Origin of the sequence: Paraburkholderia tagetis (assembly GCF_022213065.1) — a bacterium.
Classification (GTDB): Bacteria; Pseudomonadota; Gammaproteobacteria; order Burkholderiales; family Burkholderiaceae; genus Paraburkholderia; species Paraburkholderia tagetis.
The window spans coordinates 105,688-125,524 of sequence record NZ_JAKLJA010000015.1; the positions used below are offsets into that span (position 1 = coordinate 105,688).

15 protein-coding genes are annotated in these 19,837 nt (G+C 64.0%); 9 read left to right on the forward strand and 6 right to left on the reverse strand.

All coding sequences use genetic code 11. The annotated features are described in order from the left end of the window. Positions 1-148: 148 nt before the first annotated feature. Positions 149-1,090, reverse strand: coding sequence for a LysR family transcriptional regulator (locus tag L5014_RS19105; protein WP_238465305.1), 942 nt, complete (start codon positions 1,088-1,090; stop codon positions 149-151). Between the two features lie 152 nt (positions 1,091-1,242). After that, complete coding sequence (locus L5014_RS19110; protein ID WP_238465306.1) at positions 1,243-2,007, reverse strand: IclR family transcriptional regulator; 765 nt, start codon at positions 2,005-2,007, stop codon at positions 1,243-1,245. A 239-nt stretch (positions 2,008-2,246) separates the two neighbouring features. On the opposite strand from L5014_RS19110, the gene sauS reads away from it, so the two are divergent. The 3 genes from sauS to L5014_RS19125 all read left to right on the forward strand — a co-directional run bounded on the left by sauS (position 2,247) and on the right by L5014_RS19125 (position 6,880). Continuing rightward, the gene (gene sauS / locus L5014_RS19115; protein WP_238465307.1) at positions 2,247-3,704 is read left to right on the forward strand and encodes an acylating sulfoacetaldehyde dehydrogenase; all 1,458 of its coding nucleotides are present in this window, start codon (positions 2,247-2,249) and stop codon (positions 3,702-3,704) included. After that, on the forward strand, positions 3,701-5,398 hold the full coding sequence (locus L5014_RS19120) for an AMP-binding protein (protein ID WP_238465308.1): 1,698 nt from the start codon (positions 3,701-3,703) through the stop codon (positions 5,396-5,398). Before sauS ends, L5014_RS19120 begins: the two co-directional genes overlap by 4 nt. 99 nt (positions 5,399-5,497) lie before the next feature. Then, the gene (locus L5014_RS19125) at positions 5,498-6,880 is read left to right on the forward strand and encodes an MFS transporter (protein WP_238465309.1); all 1,383 of its coding nucleotides are present in this window, start codon (positions 5,498-5,500) and stop codon (positions 6,878-6,880) included. Between the two features lie 651 nt (positions 6,881-7,531). Here the strand turns inward: L5014_RS19125 and L5014_RS19130 are convergent. Beyond that, a complete protein-coding gene (locus tag L5014_RS19130) occupies positions 7,532-8,449 on the reverse strand; it encodes an NAD(P)-dependent oxidoreductase (RefSeq protein WP_238465310.1) in 918 nt (305 codons plus the stop codon). A gap of 202 nt (positions 8,450-8,651) precedes the next feature. On the opposite strand from L5014_RS19130, the gene L5014_RS19135 reads away from it, so the two are divergent. From L5014_RS19135 to L5014_RS19160, 6 genes are all read left to right on the forward strand, one after another. Next, positions 8,652-8,852, forward strand: coding sequence for a DUF3311 domain-containing protein (locus L5014_RS19135; protein ID WP_238465311.1), 201 nt, complete (start codon positions 8,652-8,654; stop codon positions 8,850-8,852). A 63-nt stretch (positions 8,853-8,915) separates the two neighbouring features. Continuing rightward, positions 8,916-10,325 carry a sodium:solute symporter family protein gene (locus L5014_RS19140; RefSeq protein ID WP_238465312.1) on the forward strand — a complete coding sequence of 470 codons (1,410 nt, stop codon included), beginning with the start codon at positions 8,916-8,918 and terminating at the stop codon, positions 10,323-10,325. A 155-nt stretch (positions 10,326-10,480) separates the two neighbouring features. Next, positions 10,481-10,684 (forward strand): DUF3311 domain-containing protein, encoded by a 204-nt coding sequence (locus tag L5014_RS19145; RefSeq protein WP_238465313.1) that lies wholly within the window; start codon positions 10,481-10,483, stop codon positions 10,682-10,684. 138 nt (positions 10,685-10,822) lie between these two features. Next, positions 10,823-12,226: a sodium:solute symporter family protein gene (locus L5014_RS19150; RefSeq protein ID WP_238465314.1), complete on the forward strand. Its 1,404-nt coding sequence runs from the start codon at positions 10,823-10,825 to the stop codon at positions 12,224-12,226. Between the two features lie 96 nt (positions 12,227-12,322). Continuing rightward, positions 12,323-13,948, forward strand: a complete 1,626-nt coding sequence (locus tag L5014_RS19155) for an amidohydrolase (protein ID WP_238465338.1) — start codon at positions 12,323-12,325, stop codon at positions 13,946-13,948. Further along, positions 13,945-15,051 carry a CobW family GTP-binding protein gene (locus L5014_RS19160; RefSeq protein ID WP_238465315.1) on the forward strand — a complete coding sequence of 369 codons (1,107 nt, stop codon included), beginning with the start codon at positions 13,945-13,947 and terminating at the stop codon, positions 15,049-15,051. The genes L5014_RS19155 and L5014_RS19160 overlap by 4 nt, the downstream gene beginning before the upstream one ends. Before the next feature lie 100 nt (positions 15,052-15,151). Here L5014_RS19160 and L5014_RS19165 read toward each other — a convergent pair whose 3' ends face one another. Genes L5014_RS19165 through L5014_RS19175 form a run of 3 tightly spaced genes read right to left on the reverse strand, consistent with a single transcriptional unit; the run spans position 15,152 to position 19,274 of the window. Next, complete coding sequence (locus tag L5014_RS19165) at positions 15,152-16,474, reverse strand: cytochrome c (protein WP_238465316.1); 1,323 nt, start codon at positions 16,472-16,474, stop codon at positions 15,152-15,154. Beyond that, positions 16,471-18,759: a xanthine dehydrogenase family protein molybdopterin-binding subunit gene (locus L5014_RS19170; RefSeq protein ID WP_238465317.1), complete on the reverse strand. Its 2,289-nt coding sequence runs from the start codon at positions 18,757-18,759 to the stop codon at positions 16,471-16,473. The genes L5014_RS19165 and L5014_RS19170 overlap by 4 nt, the downstream gene beginning before the upstream one ends. Continuing rightward, entirely contained in the window at positions 18,756-19,274 is a 519-nt protein-coding gene (locus L5014_RS19175; RefSeq protein WP_238465318.1) for a (2Fe-2S)-binding protein, read from the reverse strand. The genes L5014_RS19170 and L5014_RS19175 overlap by 4 nt, the downstream gene beginning before the upstream one ends. Positions 19,275-19,837 lie beyond the last annotated feature (563 nt).

The window sequence follows — 19,837 nt, forward strand, 5'->3', positions numbered from 1 at the left end:
CAAAGACTGCGTAGCGATGAAAAAGCCACGGCGCAGTCCGTGGCTTTTTCATTACGCTCGCTCCCTACGTTGTCCTTTGCAATGGATACGCCGGGTCAGGCAATCGGGCCTTTGAGCGCGTGCGGTTCTAGATGCGCGCTCACCGCGCTTACTCTAGCGGAAATCCACCCTCGAACGACTCCCGCAGGAACTCGATAAAGCGCGTAACGGCTCGCGGCACGTGCACGCCGTATGGGCGCACCACGTGCAACTGCGAAGCGAACGCGCCCACTGGCCGCCAGTCGGCGAGCAGCACAACCAGCTTGCGCGCCTGCAACGCGGGCTGAGCGCTGAAATCCGGCAGCAGCGCGATGCCGAGATGCTCGAGCGCGGCGTCGCGCAAGGCCTCGCTGTTGTTGGCCGCGAGCGGGCCGTTCACGGTCACGCTCACGCGCGACTGCGCAGCGCGGCGACCGGCCTTCTCGAACGACCACACACCCGAGCCCACCGTGCGCGGGTAGTAGAGACAGTCGTGCGCCGCGAGATCGGCCGGCGTTTTCGGAACACCGTGCTTCTTCAGATAGGTGGGTGTTGCGGCAATCACCGAGCGGATGTCGCAAAGCTTCCACGCCACGTGAGTCTCCGGCACCTGCGCGCTATGGCGGATCGCGAGATCGAAGCCCTCGCTTGCGATCGAGGTGAGCCTGTCGGAAAGCTCCAGTTGCACGCGAACCTCGGGGTTGGCGCGCGCGAAGTGGGCGAGACGCGGCACGAGTTGCTGGCGCGCGAAAGCGACAGGCGCCGTGACGCGCACGGTGCCGCGCGGCACCTCGGCCATCTCGCGCACGCTCGCAAAGCTCGTGGCGATGTGCTCGAATTCCTCGCGCGTTTCTTCCACGAGCCGTTGCCCGGCTTCGGTGAAGCGCACGCTGCGCGTGGTGCGCTGCACGAGCGCGACGCCGGCCACGCGCTCCAGTTCGGCAATGCGCTGGCTCATTGCCGCCTTGCTCACGCCAAGGCGCGCTGCCGCCGCCGTGTAGCTGCCCTGCGCCGCAAGCACGTTCAGCCAGTGCAGATGCACCCAGAGCGCTTCGACTTTCTGCGTATCCATGCAAGCGGATCCTGCCGTTCAAACCGGGAAATAAAACCGGGAAATGCCGCCGATGATAGCACTGTGCCCCCACATTTTTTATCGACGGTGACGGGGATTGTTCGCTTATGAAAACAATGAAGCGCGGGGCAGCGTGCTCGCGCGCCTGTTGGTCACGCGCAGAATGTCTTGGCCGTTTCCTCGGCGGCGTGCCGCAGATCGGGCACGAATGCGAGCAGGTCGTCGAGCGTGACGCGCCCGACCGGCGCCTGAACGGCGATGGCCGCGCATGCGCGGTTGCGGTCGAGCATCACCGGCACGGCAATCGCGATCAAGCCCTGCAAATGCTCCTGATTGTTGATCGCAAGCTGGCGGCGGCGCGTGAGCGCGAGTTCCTTGCGCAGCGCGTCGCGGTCGATGATCGTATGCTCCGAATGCGCGCGCAGCGGCAGCGTTTCGATTATGCGCTCGCGGCGCTCCTTGGGCAGGAAGCTCAATAGCAGCTTGCCGCTCGAGGAGCAATGCAATGGCACGTGCGAGCCCGGCTGCAAATGCATGCGCAGCGGCCATTCGGTTTCCACGCGGTCCACGTAGACCACGTCGTTGCCCGCGAGCATCGTGAGGTTGCAGGTCTCGCCAATCTTCTCGACCAGTTCTTCGAGCAGCACGTGCCGCGCCGCCGCCGGACCCGCGTGCATGAGCACGTTCACGGCCATCATGCGCACGCGCGCGGAGCACTCGTAGAGCTTGTCGTTGGCGCCGCGCGTGATGAGCCACGCGTCGGTGAGCTGCGCGAGGATCCGGTGCACGGTCTGCTTGGGCAGGTCCAGCGCGTGCACGAGATCCATCAACGACAACGGCTGGCCCGCCTGGGCGAGCGTCTCCAGCACGCGGAACGCGCGCACTGCTGCGGCATTCGATTGATTCGAGGTCGACACGCTCTCTCCCATCTGATGCAACGCCGAAAGCGCAGGTCTGCGCCCAATGTGCCGCTGGACTGCATGGCGTCATTGTGCATCGGGCGACGCATTTTTCGGGACTATGGAAAGTCCCGAAATTTGCATTTTCCGGGCCGCCATCGCTGGGAGTTGGCGATTGAGCGGGAAACGGGACTCGCCGGCGCGCGCCGATGAATAGATTGGCAGTACAGCCAATTCTTCGAACGGGAGTGCAGCCGATGAATGTCAGGGACACCCTTGCCGGGGCCACCGGAACGCGCGAGGCGCAGGCACGCGACGCACAGGCCGAGGCGCAAATCGCGGGCCTGATCGAGCGCGCGCGCGCCGCGCAGCAGGCCTTCGAGTTCGCGGGGCAGGAGGCGCTCGACACCGCCGCCGCCGCCGCCGCGTGGGCAATCATGGAACCCGCGCGCAACCGGCAGCTAGCCGAGCAGGCGGTGCGCGACACGGGCCTTGGCAATGTGGACGACAAGTTCCGCAAGAACTATCGCAAGACGCTAGGGCTCTTGCGCGATCTGCACGGCCAGAAGACTTGCGGGGTGATCGCGCGCGACGAGGCCACGGGCATCGTCGAGATCGCCCGCGCGGTGGGCGTGGTGGCGGCCATCACGCCGTCCACCAATCCGGCCGCCACACCGGCGAACAAGATCGTCAACGCGCTCAAATGCGGCAATGCGGTGATCGTCGCGCCCTCGCCGAAGGGCTATGACTCGTGCGCGCTGCTAATCGACTTCATTCACGCGCAATTTGCCAAGGCGGGGCTCGATCCCGCGCTCGTGCAAATGCTGGGCGCGCCCGTGAACAAAGCCGCGACGGCCGCGCTCATGCGCGAGGCCGATCTGGTGGTCGCGACCGGTTCGCAGGCGAACGTGCGCATGGCCTATACGAGCGGCACGCCGGCTTTCGGCGTGGGGGCGGGCAACGTGGCATCGATCGTCACGCGCACGGCGGACCTTGGCGATGCGGCGCACAAGATTGCCGCGTCGAAGACCTTCGACAACGCGACGAGTTGCTCTTCGGAGAACAGCGTCGTGATCGAAGATGCGGTCTACGACGCCATGCAGCGCGAGCTGGCCGCCTGCGGTGGCGTGCTGCTCGACGCACAACAGAAGGCGCAATTGCAGGCCGCGATGTGGAGCGACGGCAAACTCGCTGCGCAGTGCACCGCGAAGTCCGCGACGCAGATCGCACGCATCGCGGGGCTTCACGACGTGGCCGCGCGCGAGCCCGCATTCCTGATGGTCGAGGAGAGCGGCTTCGGCGCGAGCCATCCGTTTTCGGGCGAGAAGCTTTCGCCCGTGCTCGCGGTCTATCGCGCGAACGATTTCGGCGATGCAGCGGCCATCGTGCGCAGTCTTTACGACTACATGGGCGCGGGTCACTCGGTCGGGCTGCACACCGCCGAGCCGGACGAAGCCGTGACGCTGGGCTCGACGCTGCCGGTGGCGCGCGTGATCGTCAACCAGGCGCACTGCTTCGCGACGGGCGGCAATTTCGACAACGGTTTGCCGTTCTCGCTCTCGATGGGCTGCGGGACATGGGGACGCAACAACTTTTCGAGCAATCTTGGCTTTCGCCAGTATCTGAACATCACGCGCGTCGCGTATCCGATCGAGGAGCGGGTGCCCGAACTCGAGACGCTGCTCGGCGACTATTTCCGGAGGTTCGGCCAATGAGCGCGCCGACGACGATCCGCGCGCTGATCGAGATGCGCGCCGCGCAGTACCCCGACAAGCCCTTTTTGCTGACGGTGCCCGACGAAGGCGCCGCCGGTGCTGCAAGTGATGCAGATGACGCCAGAGACGCCGGTGCCAATGGAAGCATCGCGAACGCGACGCTCACATTCGGCGAACTGCATGAGCGCTGCCGCGCGCTCGAAACCCGCTTTCGCGACACGGGCCTGAAGCCGGGCGACGTCGTTTCGGTGATGATGGGCAACGGCATCCAGACCGCCACGCTGCTGCTCGGCGCGATGTACAGCGGACTGATCGCCCATCCGCTGAACCTGTTGTGCCAGCCCTCCCAACTCGCCTATATCGTCGAGCATTCGGACACGCGGATGATCTTCGCGAGCGCGCAGACGCGTGGCGCGCTCAGCGCGGCGCTTGACGCGCTGCACGAGCAGGGCAGCCCGCGCGATATCGCGCTCGTGCGCACGGAGCCCGATGCCATCGCATTGCCGGCGCTGCCCGCGCTGGAAACGGCCGCAGAGGAGGTCGCGCCAACGTGGGCCGGCGCAGGCCATGAAACCGACGACGCGCACGCACCAGCCGAAGACGAAGACGAAGACGAAGCCGAGGCCGAGGCCGAGGCCACCGATATCGCGCTGCTGATGTACACCTCTGGCACGACGGGCGCGCCCAAGGGCGTGCTGCTGAGCCACGAGAACCTGTACGCGAATGCGCGCAATATCAGCGCCGAGCATCGCCTGGGCGTGGAAGACCGCGTGCTGGCTTCGCTGCCGCTCTACCATATCAACGGTCTTGTCGTGACCTTGCTCGCGCCGCTCTTTCACGCGGGCTCGGTCGTGCTGACGCCGCGCTTCTCCGCCGGCACGTTCTGGCGCGACGCTGCGAGTTATGGCTGCACGTGGATCAACGTGGTGCCGACGATCGTCGCCTATCTGCTGAACGGCGACGCCCCGAACGGGCTCGATTTGTCTGCGTTGAAATTTTGCCGCAGCGCTTCCGCAGCGCTGCCCGCCGATCATCACCGCGCGTTCGAGGCGCGCTTCGGGATCGGTGTGATCGAAACCATGGGAATGACCGAGACCGCCGCGCCGGTATTCAGCAATCCCTATGATGTTTCGCGGCGCAGGATCGGCAGCATCGGCTTGCCCTCGGGCAGCGAGGCGCGCGTGGTCGACCGGGAAGGGCGCGAGTGCGCGCCGAACCAGTGCGGCGAGATCGTGCTGCGCGGCAGCCAGATCATGCGCGGCTACTACAAGCGCCACGACGAGACCGCGCAGGCGTTCACCGCCGATGGCTGGTTGCGCACGGGCGACCTGGGCTTTCGCGACGAAGAGGGCTATTTCTATATCAACGGCCGCTCGAAGGAGTTGATCATCAAGGGCGGCGAGAACATCGCGCCGCGCGAGATCGACGAAGCGTTGCTACGCCATCCGGGCGTGCTCGACGTGGCTGCCGTTGGCGTACCCGACCCCGCCTACGGGCAGGAGATCGTCGCGTTCGTGGTGCCGCGCGAGGCCCATTGGCAAGGCGCACCCGATGCGGCCGAACTGCGCGCGCATTGCCTGCGCGAACTGGGCCGCTACAAGACGCCGAAGGAAATCCGCTTCGTGAACGAGCTGCCGCGCGGCCCGTCGGGCAAGGTCCAGCGGCTCAAGCTGGTGGCGCCCGCGAGCGGCTAAGGCGTGCCTGCGCAGGCCGCTTGCCTGCCGGCAATCTCGCCGGGGCAAAACCAACGCACTAGACGCAAACGCACAAGACAGAGTGAAACAGGAGACGACATGAAACAGCACGCGCAGCGCGTGAAGACGCGCCATATCATTCTCGCGGTCATGTGTCTGATGTACTTCATTTCATACATCGATCGCGTAAACATTGCAGTCGCGGCACCGCTGATCCGCCACGAAATGGGCCTTACCACGGTGCAGCTTGGTCTCGTGTTTTCGGCGTTCGCTTATCCGTATGCGGCCATGCAGATTATTGGCGGCTGGCTCTCGGACAAGTACGGGCCGAAGCTCGTGCTCACCGTGCTCTCGCTGATCTGGGGCGCGGCGACGCTCGCGACGGGCTTTGCGGGCGGCGTGGCGATGCTGGTGCTGCTGCGCTTCGCGCTGGGCGTGGGCGAGGGCGGGGCGTTCCCGACCGCGACGCGCGCCTTCACATACTGGATGCCGGTGGGCGAACGCGGCTTCGCGCAGGGCATCACGCACAGCTTCGCGCGCCTTGGCGGTGCGATCACGCCGCCGCTCGTGCTCGCGGTGGTGGCCACGGGCGGCTGGCGCGACGCTTTCATTCTGCTTGGCGTCGCGAGCCTCGCGTGGACGGTGCTCTATCTGTGCATATTCACTAACTCGCCCGAGCAGAACCGGCGCGTCACGCCGGAGGAGACCGCCGAGATCGGCTACCGGCGCGGCGACTGCGATCGCGCGAAGCGTGCACCCACGCCGTGGCGCAAGCTCGTGCATCGCATGTGGCTCGTTACGTTCGTCGACTTCTGCTATGGTTGGCTGCTGTGGGTCTACCTGACGTGGCTGCCGTCGTATCTCAAGGAGTCGCGCGGCTTCGACCTCAAGCAGCTCGCGCTTTTCACGGCGCTGCCACTGCTCGCGGGCGTGGTGGGCGACACGCTTGGCGGCGTGGTTTCGGACCGCATCTTCAAGTGGACGGGCCGCCTGCGCTTTGCGCGCTGCTCGGTGCTGGTCACGGGCCTGGGTGGCTCGCTCGCGTTCCTGCTGCCGATGGTGTACGCCCCTAACCCGATCATGGCGGTGCTGTTTCTCTCCGCCTCGTTCTTCTTCCTCGAAATCACGAACCCGGTGCTATGGACGCTGCCGCTCGATATCGCGGGCAAGTACGCGGGCACAGCGGGCGGCATGATGAACACAGGCTTCGGTATTGCCGGCATGGTCTCGCCGGTCGTGTTCGGCTATTTGATCGAGCGTACTGGCAGCTATAACTTGCCGTTCACGATCTCGGCGGGGTTGTTGGCGCTCGGTATTGTTGCGGCGCTCTTCATCAATACGAATCGAACGGTCGAAGCCGATGAGGAACGCGAGCGCCGTATGGGGGCGGCCGATGCCGGTGCTTTTGCTTTTCTCGATTCTATGCCGACTGTGCGGCTCGAACGGCATACTCTGCGGAGGCCGTTGAAGTGGTGGCGATAGTGGGGTTGCTTTTTTTGCTTTTTTTGCGTTTTCGCGTTTTTCGCGTTTTCGCGTTTCCTTGTGTTCGTGTCGGTCTATTAGCGTTGCCCCTGTGCGGGGCGGCACCTACTTTTCTTTGCAGCCGCAAAGAAAAGTAGGCAAAAGAAAGCCGCTCAAACCGCTAGTATGACGCCGTCCACCACTTGCCCGTGATCGGAGCGGTTCCGGAGCGTCTGTCACCACGCGCCGTACAACGGAGTGACTAAGGGCTCATTCCTCCGGCGGCGCTACGCGCGCCGTGGGGCATAATCCAAAACAATCAGGATGCCTGTTGATCGGTGCTGTGCATGCGCCCTCGAGTGCCCAGGCAGAACCCTTGGTTTCCCCTGTATACCCGACCGCTGCGCGCGTAGCGAGCAGCGGGATGTGCGGGCCCTTTGTCACTACGTTTGATGGTGCGGGATGACGGATGCCCCGGAACCGCTCCGATCACGGGTGAGTGGTGGACGGCGTCACACTGGCGGTTTGAGCCGCTTTCTTTTGCCTACTTTTCTTTGCGGCTGCAAAGAAAAGTAGGTGCCGCCCCGCACAGGGGCAACGCTTGCAGACCGACACGAAAACAAGGAAACGCGCGATAGAAGGCCCGCGAAATAGAAGGCCCGCCAAATACCCTTAAACGCCCCCACCAAGCTTACGCAGTCTCCAAATCAAACTAGACGTATCAAACCTGCTACCACCGAGCCGCTGCACATCGCCATAAAACTGATCAACGAGCGCGGTAACCGGCAGCGCCGCGCCATTGCGCTTCGCTTCATCCAGACAGAATCCCAGGTCCTTTCGCATCCAGTCCACCGCAAAACCGTAATCGAACTTTCCCTCCATCATCGTTTGGCCGCGGTTGCTCATCTGCCAGCTCGCCGCGGCGCCTTTGCCGATCACATCGAGCACCAGCGCCATATCGAGGCCCGCGCGCTCGCCGAAGTTGATCGCCTCGGAAAGCCCCTGAACGACTCCGGCAACGGCGATCTGGTTGACCATCTTCGCGAGCTGGCCCGCGCCCGCTGCGCCTATCAGCGTGACGGCCACGGCGTAGTGGGCGAGCGTGGGCTCAGCGCGCGCGAAGCTCGCGGCTTCGCCGCCGCACATGATCGTGAGCTTGCCGTTCTCGGCGCCGGACTGGCCGCCCGAAACCGGTGCGTCGATGAAATGCAGGCCGAGCGGCGCGGCGCTGGCCGAAAGCTCGCGTGCCACGTTGGCCGAGGCGGTCGTGTGGTCGACGAACACGGTGTCGCGCGCCATGCCCGCGAATGCGCCGTCCGCGCCGAGCACGATGCTGCGCAAGTCGTCGTCGTTGCCGACGCACGCGAGCACCAGCTCGGCGCCCTGGGCCGCTTCGCGTGGTGTCGCGGCCGAGCGCCCGCCATATTCGGCGACCCATTGCGCGGCTTTGGCCGCAGTGCGGTTGTATACGGTGACGTCTAGCCCGGCCTTCGCGAGATGACCGGCCATCGGATAGCCCATCACGCCGAGACCCAGAAACGCGACGCGGTGTACCGGATTGGGTGTGGGCGAGGTTGCGGATTGGCTCACAGTGGCTCCTCGGAATGGGGAATGAAGCAAGGGGAGGGATTCATTATCGCAGCGAACTGGACTCAACGATTGCACGCAACTGGTACTAACCGCGCGTATTTTTATCCGCCCATACTCAATTCACACAGCATAACGATCTCGGGGCCAGGCTGGCGTGTCAGGCCTTGTCGCCGGCACCCGTGACAGAACACAGGAGACAGCAATGCTCAGGTATCTGATTGGAATCGGCATCCCTTTTCTGGGCGTGATCGGCATGTTGCCCTGGGTGGCCGCACAGGACACCTATGTATTAGGCGTGCCCTTCATCTACGCGTGGATCTTCGCGTGGTTCGGGCTGACTTCCGTGTGTCTGCTGGTCTGCTGGCGTTGCTTCGACCGGCATCGCTACGCAAACGAGGCTTGAGCCCCTCGCCGTCTGTCGCACCGTCGCCACTGATTCCACCGTCGCCAACGCGGAGAGCTGCGCATGTCCACTCTCGTTTTCTCGCTTCTGATCGCGCTTTCGCTGTATCTTGCCATCCGCTCCCGACGCGGCCATAGCAAACAAAGCGTGCATGACTTCTTCGTTGCCTCAGGGCAGTTCGGCACCGCGTTCGTGTTCTTCCTCACAGCGGGGGAGATCTACAGCATCGGCACGATGGTGGGATTTCCGGGCGGCATTTATGCCAAGGGGCCGACCTATGGCGTCTGGTTTCTCGGCTATATTCTGCTCGCCTATCCCGTTGGCTATTTCATCGGCCCGCGCATCTGGGAGGCCGGCAGGCGACATAACGCCATTACCCAGGCGGACCTCTTCAAAGGCCACTATCGTAGCCGCGCGCTCGAGTTGATCGTCGCGGGCTCGGCCATCCTGTTCCTGATTCCCTGGGGCCAGTTGCAGTTTACGGGCCTCGTTGCCGCGCTCAAGGGTCTTGGCTGGCACGTCCAGCCGATCTGGCTGATCGTCGTGTGCGCGGTGCTCGCTTTTACCTATATCGCCATCTCCGGTGTGCGCGCGTCCGCGTGGATCTCCGTGCTCAAGGACACCTTGATGCTGGTGGCGATCGTCATTACCGGCGTGGCCGCCGTGTCGATGGCGGGCGGCACACACGAGGTGTTCCATGCCGCGAGCAAGCATGTGAGCAACACCATGACGGCCCCGCAGTTGCGCTTTTCGATGAGCACGATGTTGTTCCAGTCGCTCGGCTTCTACATGATGCCCTTCGGCGTGCAGGGCTTCTTTACCGCGCGCGGGCCGAATACGATCCGCCGCACGCAGATCGTGATGCCGCTCTACATGGTGATGTATCCGTTTCTCGTGATGGCGGCGTACTACGCAATCAGCGCGAACCTGAAGCTTGCCTCGCCCAACGATGCGTTCTTCGCCGCCGCGGTTCATCTGCTGCCGGACTGGCTGCTCGGTCTCGTCGCCGCAGGGGCGGCGCTCTCGGGGCTGCTCGTGCTGGCGGGCATCTGTCTCGCGATCGGGCCGATCGTCACGCGCAACCTCTTGCCGAATCTGCCCGAGTCGCGCCAGAAGCGCACCGCCAAGTTCGTGATCGTCGCGTATCTGCTGGTGTCGATCCTCACCACGCTGTTCACGCCCAACCTCATGCTCGCGCTCATCAACACGACGCTCTACGGCGTGACGCAGTTCCTGCCCGGCATGCTGATCCTGCTCGCGCAGCGCCGCGTGCGGCCCGGCGCGGTGGCGGCCGGCATCCTCTGCGGCCAGGGCCTCGCGATCGTGTGCTATGCGCTGCATATTGACTTCGGCGGCGTCAATCTGGGGCTCGTGTGTCTCGGCGTCAACGTGCTCGTGGTCTTCGTGGTGCATATCCTGATGCGGCCATCCGGGCGGCGCTATGCGATGCCCGATCCCGTTCATCATTCATAGGCCAGGCCGGCGGGTTTGACTCGACCTGGACGCGATCTGGATTCAACCTGGACTCAACGATAGTTCGCGTCTGGCACTACCGGCCCGCGTTTTTGTCCGTCAATACTCGATTCATAAGGACGGTCGTTCGGCTTTGCATGGGACAGGAGACAACGATGCTCAGGTTTTTGATCGGAATCGGACTGCCTTTTCTGGGCGTCATCGGCATGCTGCCCTGGGTGGCCGCGCAGCAGGACCGCTATGTCTATGGCGTGCCCTTCATCTACGCGTGGATCTTCGCGTGGTTCCTGCTGACTTCCGGATGTCTCTTCATCTGCTGGCGCTGCTTCGACCGGCATCGCTACGCGAACGAGGCTTGAGGCGCTCGCCGGCGCAAACCGTGCCTCGAGCAGACTTTGAGCGGCCCTGGCCAGTGAGGTGGCCCGCCCGCTTGCCACGGTCGCGCCGCTGGTCGCGCGTCGCCACTATCCCCCTGTCGTCATTGCGGAGAGCCGCGCATGTCCACTCTCGTCTTTGCCCTTCTGATTGCGTTTTCGCTGTACCTTGCCATTCGCTCACGGCGCGGCCACGGCAAGCAGAGCGTGCACGACTTCTTCGTCGCGTCGCGGCAGTTCGGCACCGCGCTCGTGTTCTTTCTCACGGCCGGGGAGATTTACAGCATCGGCACGATGGTGGGCTTCCCGGGTGGCATCTATGCAAAGGGGCCGACTTACGGCATCTGGTTTCTCGGCTATATCCTGCTGGCCTATCCCATCGGTTATTTCATTGGCCCGCGTATTTGGGAGATCGGCAAGGAGCATAACGCCATCACCCAGGCGGATCTCTTCAAGGGCCATTACCGCAGCCGTGCGCTCGAACTGATCGTTGCGGGCTCATCCATTCTGTTCCTGATTCCCTGGGGCGAGCTGCAGTTCACGGGTCTCGTTGCGGCGCTCAAGGGTCTGGGCTGGCATGTTCAACCGCTATGGCTGATCGTCGTGTGCGCGGCGCTTGCTTTTACCTATATCGCCATTTCCGGCGTGCGCGCCTCGGCCTGGATCGCCGTGCTCAAGGACATCCTGATGCTGCTCGCCATCGTCGTCACGGGCGTGGCCGCCGCGTGGATGGCGGGCGGCACGCACGAGGTGTTCCATGCCGCGAGCCGCCAGGTGAGCAATGCGATGACGACCCCGCAACTGCGCTTCTCCATGAGCACGATGCTGTTCCAGTCGCTCGGCTTCTACATGATGCCGTTCGCGGCGCAGGGCTTCTTTACCGCGCGCGGGCCCAACACGATCCGCCGCACGCAGATCGCCATGCCGCTCTACATGCTGATGTATCCATTTCTCGTGGTGGCCTCGTACTACGCGATCAGCGCGAACCTGAAACTCGCCTCGCCCAACGATGCGTTCTTCGCGGCGGCCGTTCACCTGCTGCCCGACTGGCTGCTCGGTCTCGTCGCCGCGGGCGCCGCGCTTTCTGGACTGCTCGTGCTGGCGGGCATCTGCCTTGCGATCGGGCCGATCGTCACGCGCAATCTCTGGCCGAACCTGCCGGAGTCGCGCCAGAAGCGCACCGCCAAATTCGTGATCGTGGCGTACCTGCTGGTGTCGATCGCCACCACGCTGCTCACGCCCAATCTCATGCTCTCGCTCATCAACACGACTTACTATGGCATCACGCAGTTTCTGCCCGGCATGCTGCTCCTGCTCGCGCGGCGTCACGTGCGGCCCGGCGCGGTGGCGGCCGGCATCGTCTGCGGACAGGGCCTCGCGATCGCGTGCTATGCGCTGCATATCAGCTTCGGCGGCATCAATCTGGGCCTCGTGTGCCTCGGCGTCAACGTGCTCGTGGTCTTCGTGGGGCACATCCTGACGCGCTCGTCCGGCCGCCGCTATGGCATGGATCCCGTTCACCATTGACAGGAATCGAGTCTTTCAATGAACCCGCAAGCATCGTCGTCTTCGTCTGTACAGCCTGGCCAGCGTGGAGATGCGGCCGGTCCGGTCACGGTTTTCATGGCGCGGCGCATCCTCACGCTCAACCCCAGCCAGCCGCACGCGACGCATGTGGCCGTGCGCGACGGCCGCATTCTCGCAGTGGGCACGGGCGAGGACGCCTCGCAATGGGAAGCGCAATTCGGTGCCTATGCACTGGACGAGACGCTGCGCGACAAGGTGCTGATGCCGGGCCTCGTGGAAGGGCACTGTCACCTGATGGAAGGCGCCGTATGGGATGCGGCCTACGTGGGCTATTACGACCGGCGCGGCCCGGACGGCACGCTGTGGCCCGGCCTGCGCTCGCTCGACGCGGTGCTCGCGCGCCTGGCCGAGGCCGAGCGCGCCATGACCGACGACGGCCCGTTGCTCGCATGGGGCTTCGATCCGATCTACTTCGGCGCGTCGCGCCTCACGACGCGCGAGCTCGACACGGTTTCGGCAAGCCGCCCCATCGCGATCCTGCATGCGAGCGTGCACTTGATGAACGTGAACAGTGCGATGCTTGCGCTGGCCGGCATCGACGAGGACACCGACATCGACGGTATCGCGCGCGACGTGCAAGGCGTGCCCACGGGCGAACTGCAAGAATTCGCCGCGATGTTCCCGATCTATCAGGTGATTGGCGGCAAGCTCGCGATCGCAGCCTGCGAAAAGCCGCACGCGGTCTGGAATTTCGGGCGCGTGGCGCAGCTAGCGGGCGTGACGACGGCCACCGATCTCGTCAACGACCTCTCGCCCGCAGGCAATCGCACCTTGCACAGCGTGAGCGCCGACCCCGACTACCCGGTGCGCATCGTGCCCGCGTTCGCGCCGCAACGCAATCCCGCGCAGCGCGCGGCCGGCGTGCTGGAGGCGATGACGGGCAATACCGACAAACTGCGCTTCGGGCCGGTGAAGTTCATCGTCGACGGCTCGATCCAGGGCTTCACGGCGCGCGTGCGCTGGCCCGGCTACGCGGGCGGGCAGCCCAATGGCCTGTGGCTGATACCGCCCGAGCAACTGGTCGAGGTGTTCGAGCCATACCATTGCGCGGGGCTGCAACTGCATATCCACACCAATGGCGACGAAGCGACCGAGGTCGTACTCGATGCGCTCACAACGATCCTCGCGCGGAATCCGCGCCCCGACCATCGCCACACGTTGCAGCATTGCCAGATGGTAGACGCGGCGCAGTTGCGGCGCATTCGCGCGCTCGGACTGTGCGTGAACCTCTTCGCGAATCATATTTACTACTGGGGCGACGCGCACTATAGCCAGACCATGGGCCCGGACCGCGCGAACCGCATGGACCCGGCCGGCTCGGCGCAGCGCATGGGGATTCCATACGCGCTGCATTCAGACGCGCCCATCACGGCGCTGAGCCCGCTCTTCACGGCATGGTGCGCGGTGCGGCGCGAGACGGCGTCGGGGCGCGTGCTCGGCGAGGCGGAGCGTTTGACCGTGGAGGAAGCGCTGCACGCGATCACACTGGGCGCGGCTTATACGCTGCGGCTCGATCATCTGATCGGCAGCATCGAGGTAGGCAAGTTCGCCGATTTCGCGGTGCTCGACGAAGACCCGAGCACCTGTGCGCCCGAGCGCCTGAAGGACGTGCCCGTATGGGGCACGGTGCTCGGCGGACGTGTACTGCGCGCGCCGCGATGAAATCCGCCGCCGCGTCATCTCCGGCGCTTGCGCCGCTTCGCGGGGGGCGTCGTGAGCCGCTTCGCAAGCCGCTTCGTGAGCCGCTTCGTGAGCCACTGCGCGAGCCGATCGATCTGGCCGTGGTCGGCGGCTATCTCGGCGCGGGCAAGACTACCGTGGTCAACCGTCTGCTGGAGGCGCAGCACGGCAAGCGCATCGCGGTGCTCGTGAACGACTTCGGCGCGGTGAACATCGACGCGCGGCTCGTGCGCACGCGCAGCGACGACGTGATCGAGCTCGACAACGGCTGCATTTGCTGCACCATCGGCGGCGCGCTCGTGGATGCGCTCTCACGCGTTGCCGCGCGAGATGAACGGCCGGACCTGCTGCTGATCGAGGCGAGCGGCGTCTCGGACCCGGCGAAGATCGCGCAGGTGGGCTTGCTCAATGGCGCGTTTCGCCTTACCGCGGTGCTCGTGATTGCCGATGCGCTCGAACTCGTGCACACACTCGCCGATCCGCTCGTGGGCGCGATGGCGCAGCAGCAAATCGACAGCGCGAGCGCCGTGGTCGTCACCAAGCTCGATCTGATCGAGCCCGAAGCGCGCGAGCGGGCCGTCGCGGACGTGCGTGCGCTCGCGCCTACCGATATCGTCGTGGCCGCCGATCATGGGCGCGTACCGCTTGCGCTATTGTTCGACGCCAGCGTGCCCGAGCGGCGCGCGCTCGCGGATGCCGGGCGCTGGCAGCGTCGCCCCGCGACGGCGCCAGTGCCGGCGTTCACGAGCGTGGCGATTGCCGTGCCCGAGGTGCTGGAGAAGGCGCGCTTGCGTGCGTGGCTCAAGGCGCTGCCGCGCACGATCTTGCGTGCGAAGGGGTTTGTGCGCGTTGCCGATGCGCAGGGCGAGATCAGTACGCGCGTGTGCCAGGTGGCCGCGCGGCGGCTACGAATGACGGCGCTCGCGCGCAGCGATGAAGGCGCGGAGGGTGTCATCGTATTTGTTGGATTTATCGATATGGAAACCGAAGTCAGGTTGCGTGACGGACTTCACGAGTGCGTGATGGTTGCGCAGGTTGCGCAGGTCGCACAAGTTGCACAGGTTTCCCAGCTTGCGCAGGATTGAGCGTTGCGCCGCGTGCTTTGGGGATTTTGGAGTTGTGCGTTTCCTCGTAGTCCGAAACGGAAACAAGGAAACGCACCAACCACCACAACCCGCACCCAGATTACGGTGCTGTCGTGCTCCTGACTGTCGTGCTCCGGATATTGGCTGCGGCGGCAGCGACATCCGTCCACGCGGGCTGTCCCGCTATATCCGTGCGCAGATAGTTCGCCAGCGCAGCCAGTTGAGCGTCATTGAAGTTATACCGGAAGGCAGGCATATAACCGAGGTCGCGCGTAGCCGGCTGCCCGATCCCGTTAAGCAGGATGCGCAGCAAATTGTCCGGACTATCGGCATAGAGATTCGTGTTATACGCGAGCCCCGGCCGCACGCCAAAGAGCTTGGGTGCGTCGTTGACCCGATGGCATCCTGCACACGCGCCTGCGAACAAGGCCGCTCCCGTCTGCGCACGCGCCGCCATGACGCCGTCACTGCGTGCGTCAAGCGCCGCTTCGTGCTGTGCGAGATCTGCCGCCGATCCCGCACCGGCAGGCGCGAACGATGCCATATAAACGGCGATCGCGCGCACGTCCTCCTTCGGCAACCTGGACAGCTTCTCCACGACGGGGGCCATGGGGCCTGCCGCGACACCATGACGAGCCGAATAGCCAGTCCTTAGATAGTCGTACAGATCATCGGCATTCCATGCAATGGGCGCGCGCGAGGCCGTGTTGAGCGCGGGTACGTGCCAGCCATCGACAACACCGCCACCCGCGAACATGTCCGCGCCGCCTTGCTCGGCGCCAAAGACGTTGCGCGGCGAGTGGCATGCCGTGCAGTGTGCCGCCGATTGCACGAGATAGGCACCCCGGTTCCATTCCGCCGATTGCGAAGGGTCGGGGCGCCAGGGCCGGCCGTCGAGAAACAGCATGTTCCAGCCCGCCATCAGCATGCGCAGGTTAAAGGGGAACTTGAGGTCGGAGGGCGGTGGCGCCGAACGCACGGGAGGTTGCGTCATCAGATAGGCGTAGAGCGCACGCATGTCCTCGTCGTTAAAACGTGCAAACGACGTGTAGGGGAAGGCGGGATACAGATAATGCCCTTCGCGATCGACACCGCGACGCATGGCGCGCTCGAACGCGGCGTAGGGCCACGCGCCTATTCCCGTTTCCCGATCCGGCGTGATATTGGAACTGACGATCACGCCAAACGGCGTATCGAGCCGGCCGCCGCCGGCATTGCGTGCGCCGCCGGACGCCGTGTGACAGACCGCGCAATCGCCGGTCCGTACCAGTATTTCGCCCCGGGCGATCTGGGCGGTGGTGAAGTCATGGGGGCCAGGCGGCGCAGCCGCAATCTCGGGCTGGTGCGCGAACCACGCGAATCCGCCCGTTGCAATTGCCGCAATGGCGACCACGCCAGTGAGCCATTTATATCGAAGTTTCATGCTGAGGCTCCTTGCGCGCCGCTCGCATGGGCGGCTTCGTTCAGTGCGGTCTTGACGCGATCGGGGGTGAAAGGCACTTCACGCAGACGGACACCCGTGGCATCGAAAATGGCGTTGGCAATGGCCGCGGCGCCCGGCACCGAGGCCGATTCGCCCGCGCCCAGCGGCATTTCGTCGGGGCGGTCCATCAGCAGCACGTCGATTTCGGGCATGTCGGTGAAGCGCAGGATGGGGTAGGCGCCCCATTCGAGGCTCGTCACGCCGGAGCGGTCGAATGCAACCTCTTCCTTGAGCGTGCGGCTCACGATTTGCAATACGTTGCCATGCACCTGATGACGCACGCCGTCGGGGTTGATCATCATTCCGCAATCGTGGCCGACCACGACGCGCTTCACGCGCACGACGCCGGTTGCCGGGTCGACTTCGACATCCACGACCCACGCAGCCCACGCCGCGCCAAAACCGGGGAAGGGGCTGTGGAAGTAGCGAGCGTAGGCAAAGCCGCGCCCGGTGAGCACGCCGGTCTTGTTGCCGGACCACGGTTTAGGGGCGGCGTCGTGAGGCTGCCGGGGTTTCCAGCCGGCGCGCTTCGCCACGGCCTGCACCAGCTCGCGCGCACGCGCATCGGGCAGATAGCGCAGACGGAAGGCAACGGGATCCTGATTGGCCAGCACAGCGAGTTCGTCGATATACGACTCGTGCGCGAATACGTTCGGCAAAGCCGATACGCCTCGCATCCACGATGCGCGCACGATGGGCGGCGTGTCGTGCACGACCACCTGCGTAGTGGCGTAGCGGTAAGGCGGAATGGCCGTGCGGTCGCCCATCTGCTCGACCGGCGCGGGCGTGGCGGGAACCACGCCCGTTAGCAAGAGCGCAAGCGTGAGCGCATCGTTCGACGGATAGCGGGTGCTGAAGTCGTAGCCCACGACTTCGCCCTGGGCGTCGAGGCCGCCATCGACATCGATGAGTTGCGCCGCGCCCTTGGGTTCCCAGCCATGCTCCTGCTCGCGCATCAACTGCACGCGCACGGGCTTGCCCACGGCGCGTGCGAGCAGGGCGGCATCGGCGCAGACGTCGTCGGCGCAATTGCGGCCGTAGCAACCCGCCGCTTCCATGCGGATCACGTGAACCTGATCGGCCGGCAACTTGAGCAGCTTGACGAGATCGCCGCGTAAATCGTGGGGGTTTTGCGATCCGCTCCACACCGTCACGTGATTGTCGCGGAAGTCGGCGACCGCGCACGAAGGCCCGATGGAGCCGTGCATCTGATACGGCCAGTGATAGGTCGCGCGCAGCCGGTGCGCGGCATGGGCGATGGCATCGTGAACGTTGCCGGTCGTTTTCAGCGTGCGCGGCGTGGAGGGATTGTTGCGCAGCGAGGTTTCGAGTTGTGCGCTCAAATCGGGCAACTGCGCCCATGATTTCCACGTGACCTTGAGCTCGTGCATCGCACGGATGGCGTGCTCTTCGCGCTCGGCCACGACGCCCACGAAATCGCCGATGGTGACGATCTTCACGATGCCGGGAATATGGGCAATCGAGTGGGCGTCGACGGAAACGAGGCTTTGCCCGATGGGCGCCGTGTTGTCCATGCCGGTATAGGGCGGGCGAATGACGCGGCCATGCAGCATGCCGGGCACGCGCATATCGTGCACATAGGTCAGACCGCCCGTTACCTTGGCGGGAATATCGACGCGCGCAACCGATTGCCCGACGACGCGATAGTCCTTGCGCGGCTTCAATGGCGCCTGGTCCGAAATCTTGAGATGAAACTGCTGACCGTCGACGAGATCGCCATAGGAAATGGCGCGGCCATTCTTTGCCTTGACGATGCCCTCCGCCACGCTGAGCGTATCGGCTGAAACCGCGAGGCGCGATGCCGCTTCGTTGACGAGGAATTGCCGGGCCTGTGCTGCCGCACGGCGCATCGGCACAGCCGAGATCTGGATGCTCGAACTGGCGATGGTCGGCCCCTGGTCCGGCGTGCGCGCCGTGTCGCCGAGGATCATGGTGACGCGATTGACGGGCACGTCCAGCTCTTCGGCAACGATTTGCGCCAGCGCCGTGCGGATGCCGGTGCCAAGATCGACGTGACCGCAGAATGCCGTTACGCCGCCATTGCGATCGATGGCGATAAAACTGCTTACCTGATCGAGCGCCGGAGAGGCGGGATGTTCGGCGGCGGGCGTTTGCAGTTGCTGGGCCACGGTGAGCGCGGCGGTGGGCAACGCGGCGGCAACCAGCAGATAGCCGCCGGATTTTAGAAATGCTCGACGTTTCATGCTGGCTTGCCTTTTTCCGTTTTAAGGGGGCTGGAAGGCGAAACCGGTTGCGCGATCATGCCGGCGGCACGTTTGACTGCGTCAACGATTTCGACGTGCGTGCCGCAGCGGCACAGGTTATAGGCGAGGGCGTGGCGGATTTGCTCGTCGGACGGGTGCGGGTTGCGATCGAGCAGGGCCTTGGTGGTCATGACCATGCCGTTGGTGCAGTAGCCGCACTGCGCGGCTTGCGAGTCGATGAACGCCTGCTGTACGGGATGCGGATGCTCGACGGTGCCGAGCCCCTCCAGCGTGACGACTTCGCGGCCTTGCGCGGCTTGTACGGGGGTGACGCATGAACGGGTTGCCGTGCCGTCCATGATGACGGTGCAGGCGCCGCACTCGCCCAGCCCGCAGCCGAACTTGGGTCCGTTGAGCGCCAGGTCATTGCGGAGCACGTATAGCAACGGGGTGTCGGGATCCACTTCAACGGTGCGTGATACGCCGTTGACGGTCAGTTGAATAATTTGAGGCATGAGTTGATCGGATAATTCTGGATGGAAATTTAAAATCGCGGTCAGGGTTAACTGGATTTTACTTTTAAAGATTTTTAATTGCGATATTGATGGTGTTGAATGGTTTGTAATGCTTGATTTTAATGTATGGGGGAGGGGGAAATTTGGATTTGAATCAAATCAGATCAAGATGATGGAAATATTTTCGAATAAACCTGTAGGGATCATGGCATGCCTGCAATCATATTTCGGACGGAGCGAGGTGCTGATGCACGTCGATAAAGACAGGGGCCAGGCAGCGCGGTAGGGTGCTCGCGCGAATTGCGTTGAGCGGCAGGCTGTAACGCATCACCGAGGTTAATCGTCGATGTGAATAAATGTGACCTGATTTAATTTTATTTGTTTGTAAATAAAATCATGATTTTTGTGACGATAAAACATGCTTGTGTGTTAGTGCTCAGCCGACAAAATATTGCTATTTGAGAGTACGCAGCACCGCTGTATCGATTCATGGGCTGAATTAACCTTCGATCAAGTTTGATTTGCGGAATGCGCGCGTAGAAGACGCGCTTGCATAGGTGGGC